Raw genomic sequence first — 13,352 nt, forward strand, 5'->3', positions numbered from 1 at the left:
AATTTCCCCAGTGAGTTAATTTAAAATTGCATAAGGATTATTTTCAAGACCCTTACAAAATATATTCTCAAAATAGACACCATCTAAATAATTAAAAATGTTATTTTCAAAAAAGTTATCATAATCTAAAATATTTAAGCTACTCTTTTGGTTACTTAGAATACAAGGATAAATAAACCCATTGGAATCTATATCTAACTTTGATATTCCAGCACCACAGGATACTGAAATAGAGTTCGTTAAGCACCCTTCATCATATATAATATCTATATAATTTCTATATTTAGACTTTAAATTAAATATAATTCTAGGCTCTATTTTTTTAAAGCATAATTTATTTTCATTGATTTTTGCTCTACCCATATTAACTAATTCACCAAATTGTATTTTTTTTACACCGCTATCAATAGCCAATTTTACTATATCTTCTAATTTATTAGGCTCGTTATTCATACTCGAAATCGTTATATTAGTATTTGTAGACGATAACTTTTTAATATTTTTCCAAACTCGATCAAAGGCCCCAACATTTTTAGTAAAATTATCATGAGAAAATCTGTCATGTCCATATATAGATATCTGTATTTCATTAAAATTTTCTAATGATTTTACAATATCTATATTTGATATATTAAGAGACGTAACTATTGATTTATAATCAAAACCATTTATACTATCTACAATATTTAAAAAATCTTTATGTACTAAAGGCTCACCACCGGTTAAAGTAATTTGTGGTGTTTTCTTATTTATCATATTGATTATTCTTATAATATCTTTAAATTCCATCTCATTAGCATTCATATCAGAATCATTAAAACAATGAATGCAATTTTGAGGGCATTTATTAGTAATAAATAGATTTATTAATTCAGGATAGTAAAATCCCTGTCTTCCACTTTCTTCAATACTCTCTGTATTCAATATTAACTTATCATTAGATTTTATATTTTCTCTATTCAATGATTTATATTTTTTTATTTTATTATTAATAGCGTTTAACTCATTTTTACCGACATATATCTTTTTATTATTGTCAAATAAAAGAGCGCCTTCTCCAAAATAGTGTATATGCATAATTTCTTACAGAGAATTGGCATTATTTATTAATTTCTTTTTATATATGAGTATATATTTCTATCTTAATATTATGCCAATTCTCTAATTTTTTACATTATACTTATTTTAGTTTGCTGCGTTCTTTTAGTACCGCAACTTTTAATAGTTATAGCACCTTGTCTTAGACCTTTAAATAAAATCTTCATGTAAAATTTTCCTTTCTTTAAATTAAAACTTCAATTTTATATATTATATTATCTATTTCAATATTCTATTACATCAATCCATTCCAAAATATTATGCAAAATTTACTAGTACAATATTTACTATTTCTTTCTAATATACAATTTAGCAGATGTATTTTAATATTTTGGTTATAAAATGACATTTTCTTTTTTACTCAATTATACGGACTCTATCTCCTTTCATAACAATGTAAATAATAAATCGATTTATATATAAATATAACTGTAATTTAAAAATTTGTACAGGACACATGTGTCCTGTACAAATTTTATGAATATTATATAATTAGTTTAGATTTTATGAAAGGATTTATTATGAACAAATTTTTCAAAACTTTTTATATTACACTATTATTAATTGTACTGATTTTACCAAGCAACCTATCTGGTGACAGAGAAGATGATATTATAGAAGTTTATTCAATTGATAAGCTAATCTAGCATTAAATTATAACTTTTAAATTCAATCATCTCATTTAACCTCTCAAAGCCGGATAATTTGGCACTCCATTTAGCCAAATTTATTGATTCTTCATAGGTGTTATATCCTAAATCATATTCACATATAAATTTATCATAATAAAATAATGATAAAGCTTCTACATCTTTTTTTAATGATGCTTCATTGATAGCTATATTAATTAAACTTAGAGCTTCTTTGCTTCTGAAATCAACATAAAGTCTATTTATAATAGAATTAAAAATCAACATTTTAACAGTATGATTATTGCAATCTTTAGATATTTTTTCTAAAATTTCATAATTGTTAAATGATTTATATTCTTTAAAATCATTACATATATTTACTAAAATCCTCATTTCTATGGTGGAATACTTCCTATCAATAATATTAGAATTATTGTATATTGTTGATGTAATCTCTTCATATCTTTCTTTAAAATCGAATTTATCAAATTCCTTATTCAGTACCCTATCCATAAATAGTCTTAAAAGTTTAATGTTTTTTTCTTTTCCCATCATTAACTTATTATCATTTTCAACTGTAGAAAGTTTCTTTGATAGGATTTCTGCTTCGTTTCTTTCGATAAAGATGCTTGCTACTCCCAATTTATTTAATATTTCTTCATAAAGGTAGTCTGTTTCAAAATGATTTTTATAATATATATCAAGTAAATCTTCTTCATAAGCCTGCGAAAGTAAGATAAGGGAATCTGCTCCTAGGCTCTTTATATTACCATTTTCAAGTCTAGATAGGCTTCTTACGCTTATGCCTGTAAGATATTCTACATCCTCTTGCCTTAATCTTTTTCCTATCCTGATATCTTTTAAAAGCTTTCCAAAGTCTTGGTTTTTAGTCATAACTTGCTCCTTGGATATAATTATACTTTAGATTTTAATTTTAAAGGAAAGAATCCCGGAATTAACCCGAGATTCTTAATTTTTATTATCTAAATTATTCTATTTTTCAAAAAGCTTCCTAGCTTCAAGGAAGTTTACTATAGAATAGATACCTATACCGTTAAAGATTATCTTTATTAGGCTACTTATGTCTGCGTTTGGGTCTACTATATTTAGCTTAGTTCTAACAAAATATAAGATTAATATTGTCACTCCATAGATTGCTGCTCCTATTAGGGTTAATTTTAAATCTAGGACCTTACCCTTGGCCTTTCTTTCTGGCTTAACTAGGGTTAGGGCGAAGACTGCTATGGCAAGTATTATTAATACATAGGCTGGCAATTTTACAAAATATAGGGCGATGAGTCCTATTAGATAAAGTGCTAGTGAAAGTGTTGGCATTTTTTCCTCCTATTTTACAAATATATTTAAATTTAGTTCGTAGGATAAGATTTTTAATAATTCCTTACCCCTTACTGAGTTGCCTGTCTTATCTAGTCTTGGTGAGTAGACTGCTATGCCGCAGACTCCTGGGACTATACCAAGAATTGCCCCGCTTACACCTGATTTTGATGGGATACCTACATTCATAAGGTAGGATCCAGAGTTTTCATACATACCGCATGATGCCATCTGACTTACTATTATGGATACAATTGATTCTGGGATTAGGTCTTGGATTTTATCTATTCCGTAGCCCCTATTGGCTAGAACTGCCCCAAAGTGGGATAGGCTTTCTATGTCTGTGCCTATGGAGCAAGACCTTATATATAAATCTAGGACCTCACTTGGGTCAGCATCAAAAATTCCCTTACTCTTTAGGTAGTAGCTTATGGCCTTGTTCCTGTCAGATGTTTCCATTTCTGATTCATAGACATCCTTTAAAAATACCGATGTATCTGAGCCTGCTATCATATTATAAAAGTCCATAAGTCTTTTAAATCTCTCATCTATATTATTTCCCATTATCATGGATGTAGTTGTGATGGCCCCTGCATTTATGAAGGGGTTGGCTGGTTTGTCTGTAATTGGCACTAGGGAATTAAATTCATACCTGGTTGGCTCACTGCCTACCTTATTATAAACATCTTCTAATTTATTGTCATGAAGGGCTACCAAAAGGTCCAGGATTTTGGATATAGATTGGAGGGAAAATATCTTATCAACCTCTCCATAAAGGAAGGTATCTCCTGTTATGGATGTGATGGCTAGGGCGAAGCTATCAGGGTCAACATTTGCTAGCTCTGGTATGTATGTTGCAACCTCTCCTTGGCCTATAAATCTCTCGCTTTTTATGATTGCTCTTCTGATTCTTACATCTATTTCATTTCTATCAAAAAACATAAGACCTCCTACAAATCTTATTGTAATTTTCCTTACTCTTATATTTATACCCCTTTCAAACTTTTTATAAAATCCACCCATATTTCGCCTTAAAAGACGTAAAATTGGGTATAAAGATATAACAGAATATAAAATAAAGGAGCCTCTTATGCGAATTATAGATATATTAGAAAATGAAGAATGGATTAGAGCCTATGATTTCTATGATGATTTCATAAATTCTTCTTATTTTGACATGCTTAAAGATAGCTATGACAGGTTAAATTACGATATACTTTTTAAATCCCACATCCACGGCAGAGACCACATCGAAAGGGTAATACTCTTTGTCCATATTTTGGGCTTCCACTATGGACTTGATTCTGCTGATATGGATGTTTTAAGAAATGCAGCCAGCCTTCACGATACAAGAAGGGTCAATGACGGTTGGGACACTGAACATGGGATGAGGGCAGCCAAAGAATCTATAGAATATTCCTACGCAGACCCAAAGGATAAAAGAATCCTCCAAGCAGTAATCGCAGCCCATGCCAAGGATGATAAGATAATGGATGAAGTCATAAAGGGCTTTATAAATGAGGATGATGACTTTGATAGGGCTATGAGACTTGCCAAGTTTTTTAAAGATTCTGATGGCCTAGACAGGGTTAGGATTAACCACCTAGACCCAGCCTATCTTAGAAATGATTATTCCAAAAACCTAGTAGACTTTGCCTACGAGCTTTTTAACTCCTATAAACTTGACTAATCCTTAAATATTATATAAAATTATAATAGATTAGACTGGAGTAAGAATGATTAAAAATAGAAAGTTTACTCTCCTAGGCCTAGGAATCCTAGCTTCAATCGCCTTTGTAAGGCCAGCCTATGCAGATAGTGTCATGCTTAACAAAGAAGTAGGCTCATCTGCATCCTTCTATGAAGAAATAGATGGCAATCTAAATGCGACAGATACAATCGAAGCTACTGATATCCACAACATGCTTAGCGAGGATGATAATTACTATAAAATAGAATATAAGGGCAAGACAGGTTTTGTAAATAAAAATAATTTTTATAAGCTAAACCACACTTCCCTAATAAATGATGCTGAGATTAAAAAAGACCCTAAGGATGATTCAGAAAACCTCACATCCTACACCCTAAAAGCAGGAAGCAAGGTTACAATCCTTGAATTTGTAAATATCGGAGACTATGTAAAAGTCTCTTATGAGCAAGGCCGCTTTGACAATGAATTCCTAAATGTAGAAAGGAAAAATGACAAGGACCTGCTTTATAGGATGCTTACAGGATCAGCCAATAATATCGATGTACCTGTCGAAACAATCGGCAAGAACGCAAGCCCAGAGCTTGTCACAGTCGGTGATGGCGAGGCAAATGCTGGCGAGAAAATCGGCTATATGCATTTTAAAGACCTAGCCCTATCCTTTAGGAGCCAGGATATAATTGATGAGCTTTATAATTATTATTACAAGCTCAACCACTCCAAAACCTACACCGAAGCCCCTATCTTTAGCCAGGGACCAGTTTATAGCCTGGCAAATAACGAAAGCTACCAAGCTACAGAAAACCTCCCACAAATCACAGTTCACATGCAAGGAAGCCAGACAGGAATCGATCTTTATTCATATGGGGTCAAATTCTTAGGAAACCCTTATGTATTTGGAGGAAGCGACCTTAACAATGGTATAGACTGCTCAGGTTTTACAAAGAGAATCTATGAAACCATAGGCATTGGCCTACCACACTTTGCTCAAAGCCAGCAAAGATACGGTGTGGAAATACCATTTGGAGAGGAAAAGGCAGGAGATTTGGTCTTCTTTGGAACAAGCCTAAATAATATCACCCACGTTGGCCTTGCAGATGGCTACGGCAACATGGTCCATGCCTCATCTCCAAAATACGGCATAATCATAAGCCCAATAAGAAATCCAATCTCTATCAGAAGAATTGTAGAATAAAGTTAAAAACAGACTTTTGAATTAACAAAAGTCTGTTTTTTTAATGCTTAATTATTTGATTGATCTTGTGAATCTCCGCCCATGATTGAATTTATAATATCCCTAATAAAGGCTATTATCTTATCAAGAAGACCTGAATCCTTGGCGTCTTTGGCGATTTTTTCGATATTTTCCTTATTGTCTTTGGCAAACTTATCTATGGTATCTTTGTTGTCAGCGTAGAATTTACTTGCCTTAGATCCTAGGTCCTTGCCTAGTTTTAGGAGGTTGTCCCTTACTTCCTTAGAATCTATCGCAGAAGTAGATTGGTAGTTATTAAAATAATTTACCAAAAGATTGATATTATTATTTGATAATATATCTCCCATATTTACATTATTTAGGGCATCCTTGATAAAGATTGCAATCTGATCATTTGAAGCTGTCTCGCCGTTTTTTTCCTTATAGTCGGCTAGCCTTTGTTTTACTTCAATCACTGCCTTATCTAGGTCCTTGGAATCAAAGCCATCCTTGCCTTCATTTTCCTTGGCCACTTCTATTACAGTCGCTAGCTCTTCTTGGGCTGTCTTTGTTCTTTCCACGTCAATAGTCTGGCCGTGGTATTCTTCTGACTTGTAGACCCCGACTAGGGCAGATTCTCCTGTAACTGGTTTTGGACTAGCTACATTTATTTCTGCATCAGTTATGCCTGCTGTTATAGCGGCATTGGTGTATTGGGCCTCTGTTATTTGAGAAATATTGCCTGGAGTTTTGATATTTACCTTAATACCTGATCCTTTAGGAAGTCTTTTGACTGTCACTGATGAAATCATGTTTGAATCATCTGTCCCATAGCCTAGGTATTTTTTAAGGTCAGCTCCATTTACAGTTCCCACATTGTAATCATCTGTATTTATTCCGATAGCATTGTCTACGATTTTTCTTTGTTGGTCATTTAGGGCCACACCGTAGATTATATCGTCGTTTGACTTATTAAAGCTTGTTGCAAAGGCGGTGCTTGTCAAGAATATTGAAAAAGCTGCCACAAGGCCTAAAATTTTCTTTTTCATAATTAAAGTGCCTCGATTTTTTCTATAATTGGGTTAAGAAGAGTATTTTCAATCTCTGTTGCCATACCTTGGTCAATTTTTTCTGCAATTGATGGGTCAATTGGAAGCTTGACTAGGGTATCTATGTCATATTTTTTAGCTACTTCTTCTATATTGGACTTGCCAAAGATGGCATGTTCGCTTCCGCAATCTGGGCATTTGAAATAAGACATATTTTCAACTATGCCTAGGATATTTTTACCCATCATCTTTGCCATCTTAATTGATTTTTCAACAACCATTTCCACTAGACCCTGAGGAGTGGCTACTGCTACTACCCCATCAATTGGCAAGGATTGGAAGACTGTAAGTGGTACATCGCCTGTTCCCGGTGGCATATCTACTATTAGATAGTCAATCTCTCCCCAATTTACATCAGTATAAAATTGTTTCAAAACATTTGTTAGAATTGAAGATCTCCACACAACAGGGTCTGTCTTATTTGGCAAGATCATATTTGTAGAAATAATACTAATCCCATTGTCTGCCTTGGCAGGGTTCATGATTCCTTCCTTAGTTCCTCTAGCTGGCTCATTTATGCCAAAGGCTTCTGCTATAGATGGGCCGGTGATATCGGCATCAAGGATGCCTACCTTGTGGCCCTTGTTTTGTAAAAGTGTGGCTATTTGGCTAGAAATAGAAGATTTTCCTACCCCTCCCTTACCACTCATAACAGCAATTATCTTTTTGATCTCAGTACCTGGCTGAGTTTGTATTTTAAACTTATCAAAGTTCATTTTTCTATTTGTCATAAAATTTCCTTTCTTAAACGCAAAAAAGCTTAAAGCTTCATGATTAATTATATTATAACCGCAGTTAATTTCCATTAAAATTTTTGTAAGGAATGAAAAAGGGAGCTTGACATTTATATGAATTTAATGTACTATAGTGTAAAGACTTTGAAAAGACGAGTAATAAGAGAAGAAGATTTAAGAGAGCCCCGCTAGGTGGGAAGGGGTATCGGAGGCTTTTATGAATAAAAACTTGGAGTCTTCTTGGGGATTATGATCCAAGGACGGGTTTTGCACGTTATAGCAAAGGAGTATGTTTGTACTTTCAGAGGTGTGTTTTGTGAAAAATACATAAATTAAGGTGGTAACGCGATTTTCGCCCTTATTATCCAAGACGGATAATAGGGGCTTTTTTGATGGTACAAAAATTTTTATGAAAGGATTTATTATGAAGAGATTTTTCTTATCCTTGCTAGCAGCCATCCTACTTATACCTGTAGGAAATGCTCATGCAAGCGAAGATGTGCTAAGAGTTGGCATGGAGGTTAACTATGCCCCATACAACTTTTCAGAAGTTAATGACAAAAACGGTGGCTATCCAGTAGCCAATTCACCTGGAGAATATGCCAACGGCTACGATGTGAGATTTGCAGAAAAAATTGCAGACCACTTGGGCAAAAAGCTAGAAATTTACAAAATCGAATGGGACGGCCTAATTCCAGCCCTAACAAGCGGTAAAATCGACGCAATCCTTGCCGGTATGAGTCCAACAGATGAAAGACGTAAGCAAATCGACTTCTCCCTCCCTTATTATAGGGCAAAGATGGTAGTCGTAGTGCCAAAAGATTCAAAATATAAGGATGCTAAGTCAATAAATGACTTTAAGGGAGCTAAAATTACAGGCCAACTTGGTACCTTCCATGCCGACGTGGTCGACCAAATGGAGGGAGTTGATAAGCAAGAGCCAATGGATTCCTTCCCTACAATGATAGCTGCAACCAACGCCGGCACCCTTGATGGCTATGTATCAGAAGAAGCCGGTGCCCAATCAGCTATTTCATCCAATCCAAAGCTAACCTATATCAAATTTGATGATGATAAAAACTTCAAGACATCAGATGATGACACAACAATTGCAGTAGGCCTTGCCAAGGGCTCTCCAATGACAGAAGAAGTCAATGCCTACCTAAAGGACCTAGATATAGACAAGGTCCAAGATGAAATCATGACCGAAATGGTAAAAATAACCACAGCCGAAGAAGTCCACAAGACCTTCTTTGAGGAAGTGAAGGATATTTGGGACCAATATAAGGCCCTCTTCCTAAAGGGTGTTGTAAATACCCTATTAATCGCTATAATTTCAACAATACTTGGCTTTATCATAGGCCTAGTAGTGGCAGTAATAAGAAGGATAGATGTAAATAAAAAGACCAATCCAATCGGCTATTATTTCCACAAATTCATCAATGCCCTACTTTCAATCTATGTAGAAGTCTTTAGGGGTACACCAATGATGGTTCAATCTGTAATCATCTTCTACGGTCTAAAACAATATTTTGATATAGACCTTTCAACCATGTTTGCAGCCATCCTCATAGTATCAATCAATACAGGTGCCTACCTATCTGAGGTAGTACGTGGTGGAATAAATGCGGTAAATGCCGGCCAATTTGAAGCCTGCAAGGCAATAGGCATGAGCAATTCTCAGGCCATGGTCCACATAATCTTGCCACAGACAATCAAGACAATCTTGCCATCTCTTGGTAATGAATTTGTAATTAACATCAAGGATACTTCAGTCCTAAATGTAATCTCTGTGACAGAATTATTCTTCATGTCAAAATCTGTAGCTGGATCAACCTACCAATACTTCCCAACTTACCTCATAACAGCGGTAATTTACCTAGTACTAACCTTTACAATCACAAGAATCCTCCTTCTAATAGAAAGAAGATTTAACGATAGGGACTTTATCCTAGAATCATCAACAGGAGCAACAAATGTCAATAATTCAAGTAAATAATTTAGAGAAAAAATTTGGTGACAACCTAGTCCTAAAGGATATCAACCTAGAAGTCAAAAAAGGCGAAGTTGTAACAATAATCGGCTCATCAGGATCTGGTAAGTCCACCCTCCTAAGGTGCTTAAACCTCCTAGAAGAGCCTACAAGCGGAGAGATTATCTATGAAGGTTCTAACATCCTCGACCACTCCTTTGACAGGAGAAAGTACAGGAGCCAGGTGGGCATGGTATTTCAAAACTTCAACCTTTTTGCCAACAAAAATATCCTAGAAAATTGCATGATAGGCCAAGAAAAGGTCCTAAAAATAGACAAGGAAAGAGCAAGGGCAACTGCCATGAAATATCTAGCATCTGTAGGCATGGATAAGTATATAAATGCCAAACCAAGCCAGATATCAGGTGGCCAGCAGCAAAGAGTAGCCATAGCCCGTGCCCTCTGTATGAACCCAGAAATCCTACTCTTCGATGAGCCAACCAGTGCTCTAGACCCAGAAACTGTAGGAGAAGTATTAGATGTAATGACAAGTCTTGCAAAAAGTGGTATGACTATGGTAGTAGTAACTCACGAGATGGATTTTGCAAGAGATGTATCAGACAGGGTTCTCTTTATGGATAAGGGAATCATCCTAGAAGAAGCAAGTGCAAAAGAAATCTTCGAAAATCCTAAAAACGAAAGGACAAAGGAATTCTTGAAGAGATTCTTAGATAATTAGATGAGAAAAATAAGACAAAGATTGATAGATAAGCAGGGATTTGCTTATCTATCTTTTACTAAAAAAAGAAGGGGGAAATATGAATAATACGCTGATTTTGATGGTCCTAAACCTAGTGGGCAAGCTATTTTCCTTCGTCAGGGAAATGATCTTCTCCTTCTTTTATGGGACAAGCGCCATAACAGATGCCTTCAACACATCTACAACGGCAGCAACCCTCATATTTTCAGTCATAACCTACGCCCTATCCAAAACCTATATCCCGACCTATTCCAGGGTCAGCAAGGAAAGAGGCGAGGCGGCTGGAGATGAATTTACCAATGACCTATTAAATTTCTCCCTATTTTTGTGCACAGTCATCACCATCCTTGGTCTAGTCTTTGCACCCTACGTGGTCAAAATCTTTGCCATAGGCTATGATGGAGATAAATTAAAGATAGCAAGCCTTTTTATGAGGGCAGTAATACTTACCATGTACCCAAATATCTACGCTGCCATCTTCTCATCATATTTACAAGTCAAGGGAGACTTCATAACTCCAGCCCTTCCCCTCCTCATCCTCAATGTGATCCTAGCCATCACAGTGGCTCTATCAAAAGGAAATATTTATATAATGGCAGTAGGCATATTTTTAGCCTACTTCCTCCAATTTATAATCTTTCCAGCAAGGATAAAGGCGGTAGGCTTTAAAAGAACCAGGGTCAAATTTGAAATATCAGAAGATGTAAAAAGGCTCATAGTCCTATCCATCCCTACGATATTTTCAATGGCAGCAGTCTACATTTCAACCATAGTAGACCAGTCCTTTGCATCCATCGTAGCAAACGATGGCGGGGTGTCAGTTATAAACTACGCCTTAAAAATCCTAAGGATAGTCTCATCGACCTTCATCGTACCCTTCCAAATCACAGCCTATCCTATAGTAGGAAGACTAGCTGCAAATAAGGACCTGGATGGCATGAAAGATATAACATCAAAGACCATGGTCAAAATCATGATCCTTTTCATCCCATCCTTGGTAGGCCTTATGGTCTTATCTAGGCCAATAATATCCTTCGTCTACATGAGAGGGGCCTTCTCCTATGAGGATATGATAAGAACAGCAGACGTCCTCTTTGCCTACACGATTTATCTAATAGGACCAGCCATAGCAGACCTCTTGTACCTATCATTTTTCTCCATGCAAAACACCAAAGTCCCAACCATAATCTCCTTCTGCCAGCTAATCTGCAATGTAATCCTAGATTATGTCCTAGGAATGAGATATGGCCTAATGGGACTCGCAATGGCCACAACCTTCAGCCAATTTGTCCTAGTAGGCCTTGCAAGTCTTATGTATGTCAAATACTTTGGAAGACTTGATATGAAATATATAATGAAAAATATAGGCAAGATATCTATTGCTGGAGGGGCTCTTGGAATATTTGCTAATTTCTTCTACAAACTAAGACCAGGCAATCTCTGGCTCATGGTTACTATATCCCTAGCAGGAGCTATTTACCTAGCCATAATACTCGCCCTAAGAGTCGATGGAGTAGATGAAATAAAGGAAAAATTTTTGAATAAAGTAAAGAAAAATAAATAAGAAATTTAAAAGCCGCCAGGAAGCGTAATTGATCCTGGCGGCTTTTTTGCAATATAATTCCTATTTAATTGAATGTATTCGTATATATCCTGGGAAAGATTGAGTAATAGGCATCAACTCCCATTTCGAACGAATGTGAGGGCAAGCCCGTCCGGCTCTGAGAGGACCTCATGGTTCTTTTTATCTAAGGTTCTGGTCTTACATCGGTGATTTGTATATACTTAATATAGTACCAACATGACCCGATGTATATACTAATCCCTATATATACAAATCCATGAGAGTCCTCCACGAGTCGGACGGGCTTTCTCATCGATTTCGCTCTGTCGGGATGGAGGTGTGTGGTTCCTAGTTACACTCAAATTCCTAAAAATCCTTGTAAATAAACTAAATTAATATCTATTCCAAAAAAAGTAAGTGACTAGCACCCCCTCCCATTTCGAGCTTTGCGAGAAATCTCATGGTTCTTTTTATCTAGGGTTCTGTGCTTACATCGGTGATTGGTCTGTCCTTTTAAAACTTAAAACAAATCATAATATAATTCCCTAAAATAAGGATTTTTTGATTCTATAAGGGCAAATTTCTTCTTACGTCCGTAGCCTTTTATCTGATCTTCCCTAGTCCTTGTGGCATAAAAGTCTTCTCCGTATTCGTAATATACTAATTTTGTAATATTATATCTCGCTGTATAAGAATTTGGATCTACGTGATTTTTATGTTCCCATACTCTTTTTGCTAGGTCGTGGGTATGGCCGACATAGGTTCTGTAATTATCTTTGTTTATTAGGATATAGACGTAGTACATGATATTTAAACTCCTTTTCTTTTATTATATTATATTTATCTGATAAGGGGAAGTTTTTATTAGATTAAGTACCCACATGGCCCGATGTATTGACCAATCCCTATATAAAAAGAACCATGAGACCCCTCCTCACAATGTTCGTTCGGGGTGGGTATACGCTTGTACTCACTTTATGATGATTCCTAAAATTTATTTTAAATACAAATATCCCATTTCTTTTTTTAAAAAAAAGTAAGCGACCAGCACCAACTCCCATTTCGAACGAATGTGAGAAACCTCATGGTTCTTTTTATTGGGTGGTTCTGTGTGTACATCGATTATTGGTCTATAGAAACTAAATACGGACATGGCCCGATGTAGCTACTAATCTCTATATAAAATAATCCATGAGACCCCTCGTCGCAAGCTCTGTCGGGGTGAGGGTGTTAATCCAGCAAGAA

The 13,352-nt window shown here is 35.5% G+C and carries 13 protein-coding genes and 1 other annotated feature; of the genes, 6 read left to right on the plus strand and 7 right to left on the minus strand.

Annotated features, from left to right (window positions below; genetic code table 11):
* Window positions 1–15: 15 nt before the first annotated feature.
* Window positions 16–1,077: a radical SAM protein gene (locus NH286_RS00330; RefSeq protein WP_265212205.1), complete on the minus strand. Its 1,062-nt coding sequence runs from the start codon at window positions 1,075–1,077 to the stop codon at window positions 16–18.
* A gap of 542 nt (window positions 1,078–1,619) precedes the next feature.
* Here NH286_RS00330 and NH286_RS00335 point away from each other — a divergent pair.
* Window positions 1,620–1,745: a hypothetical protein gene (locus NH286_RS00335; protein WP_265212206.1), complete on the plus strand. Its 126-nt coding sequence runs from the start codon at window positions 1,620–1,622 to the stop codon at window positions 1,743–1,745.
* On the opposite strand, the gene NH286_RS00340 is transcribed toward NH286_RS00335, so the two are convergent.
* The 3 genes from NH286_RS00340 to glsA all read right to left on the minus strand — a co-directional run bounded on the left by NH286_RS00340 (window position 1,737) and on the right by glsA (window position 4,007).
* Entirely contained in the window at window positions 1,737–2,624 is an 888-nt protein-coding gene (locus NH286_RS00340) for a helix-turn-helix domain-containing protein (RefSeq protein WP_265212207.1), read from the minus strand. The genes NH286_RS00335 and NH286_RS00340 overlap by 9 nt on opposite strands.
* Before the next feature lie 99 nt (window positions 2,625–2,723).
* Window positions 2,724–3,065 carry a hypothetical protein gene (locus NH286_RS00345; protein WP_106460857.1) on the minus strand — a complete coding sequence of 114 codons (342 nt, stop codon included), beginning with the start codon at window positions 3,063–3,065 and terminating at the stop codon, window positions 2,724–2,726.
* Window positions 3,066–3,074: 9 nt separating this feature from the next.
* Window positions 3,075–4,007, minus strand: a complete 933-nt coding sequence (gene glsA / locus NH286_RS00350) for a glutaminase A (protein WP_106461141.1) — start codon at window positions 4,005–4,007, stop codon at window positions 3,075–3,077.
* Between the two features lie 148 nt (window positions 4,008–4,155).
* Here glsA and NH286_RS00355 point away from each other — a divergent pair, with 148 nt between their 5' ends.
* Together NH286_RS00355 and NH286_RS00360 are read left to right on the plus strand one after the other, a co-directional pair.
* The gene (locus NH286_RS00355; RefSeq protein WP_265212208.1) at window positions 4,156–4,755 is read left to right on the plus strand and encodes a hypothetical protein; all 600 of its coding nucleotides are present in this window, start codon (window positions 4,156–4,158) and stop codon (window positions 4,753–4,755) included.
* A 46-nt stretch (window positions 4,756–4,801) separates the two neighbouring features.
* Window positions 4,802–5,968 (plus strand): C40 family peptidase, encoded by a 1,167-nt coding sequence (locus NH286_RS00360; protein WP_265212209.1) that lies wholly within the window; start codon window positions 4,802–4,804, stop codon window positions 5,966–5,968.
* Between the two features lie 47 nt (window positions 5,969–6,015).
* Here NH286_RS00360 and NH286_RS00365 read toward each other — a convergent pair whose 3' ends face one another.
* The gene (locus tag NH286_RS00365; protein WP_265235956.1) at window positions 6,016–7,017 is read right to left on the minus strand and encodes a DUF1002 domain-containing protein; all 1,002 of its coding nucleotides are present in this window, start codon (window positions 7,015–7,017) and stop codon (window positions 6,016–6,018) included.
* A 2-nt stretch (window positions 7,018–7,019) separates the two neighbouring features.
* Complete coding sequence (locus tag NH286_RS00370) at window positions 7,020–7,808, minus strand: Mrp/NBP35 family ATP-binding protein (RefSeq protein ID WP_265235958.1); 789 nt, start codon at window positions 7,806–7,808, stop codon at window positions 7,020–7,022.
* A gap of 138 nt (window positions 7,809–7,946) precedes the next feature.
* Window positions 7,947–8,174: a binding site (T-box leader), on the plus strand.
* Between the two features lie 61 nt (window positions 8,175–8,235).
* Here NH286_RS00370 and NH286_RS00375 point away from each other — a divergent pair.
* The 3 genes from NH286_RS00375 to murJ all read left to right on the plus strand — a co-directional run bounded on the left by NH286_RS00375 (window position 8,236) and on the right by murJ (window position 12,107).
* On the plus strand, window positions 8,236–9,810 hold the full coding sequence (locus NH286_RS00375; protein ID WP_265235960.1) for an ABC transporter substrate-binding protein/permease: 1,575 nt from the start codon (window positions 8,236–8,238) through the stop codon (window positions 9,808–9,810).
* The gene (locus tag NH286_RS00380; RefSeq protein WP_321160839.1) at window positions 9,788–10,522 is read left to right on the plus strand and encodes an amino acid ABC transporter ATP-binding protein; all 735 of its coding nucleotides are present in this window, start codon (window positions 9,788–9,790) and stop codon (window positions 10,520–10,522) included. The genes NH286_RS00375 and NH286_RS00380 overlap by 23 nt, the downstream gene beginning before the upstream one ends.
* Before the next feature lie 79 nt (window positions 10,523–10,601).
* Window positions 10,602–12,107, plus strand: a complete 1,506-nt coding sequence (murJ, locus tag NH286_RS00385; RefSeq protein ID WP_265235962.1) for a murein biosynthesis integral membrane protein MurJ — start codon at window positions 10,602–10,604, stop codon at window positions 12,105–12,107.
* A 520-nt stretch (window positions 12,108–12,627) separates the two neighbouring features.
* On the opposite strand, the gene NH286_RS00390 is transcribed toward murJ, so the two are convergent.
* Window positions 12,628–12,912, minus strand: a complete 285-nt coding sequence (locus tag NH286_RS00390; protein ID WP_106460863.1) for a GIY-YIG nuclease family protein — start codon at window positions 12,910–12,912, stop codon at window positions 12,628–12,630.
* Window positions 12,913–13,352: the final 440 nt, after the last annotated feature.

The sequence above is a fragment of the Anaerococcus sp. NML200574 genome (assembly GCF_026131665.1).
Classification (GTDB): domain Bacteria; phylum Bacillota; class Clostridia; order Tissierellales; family Peptoniphilaceae; genus Anaerococcus; species Anaerococcus kampingae.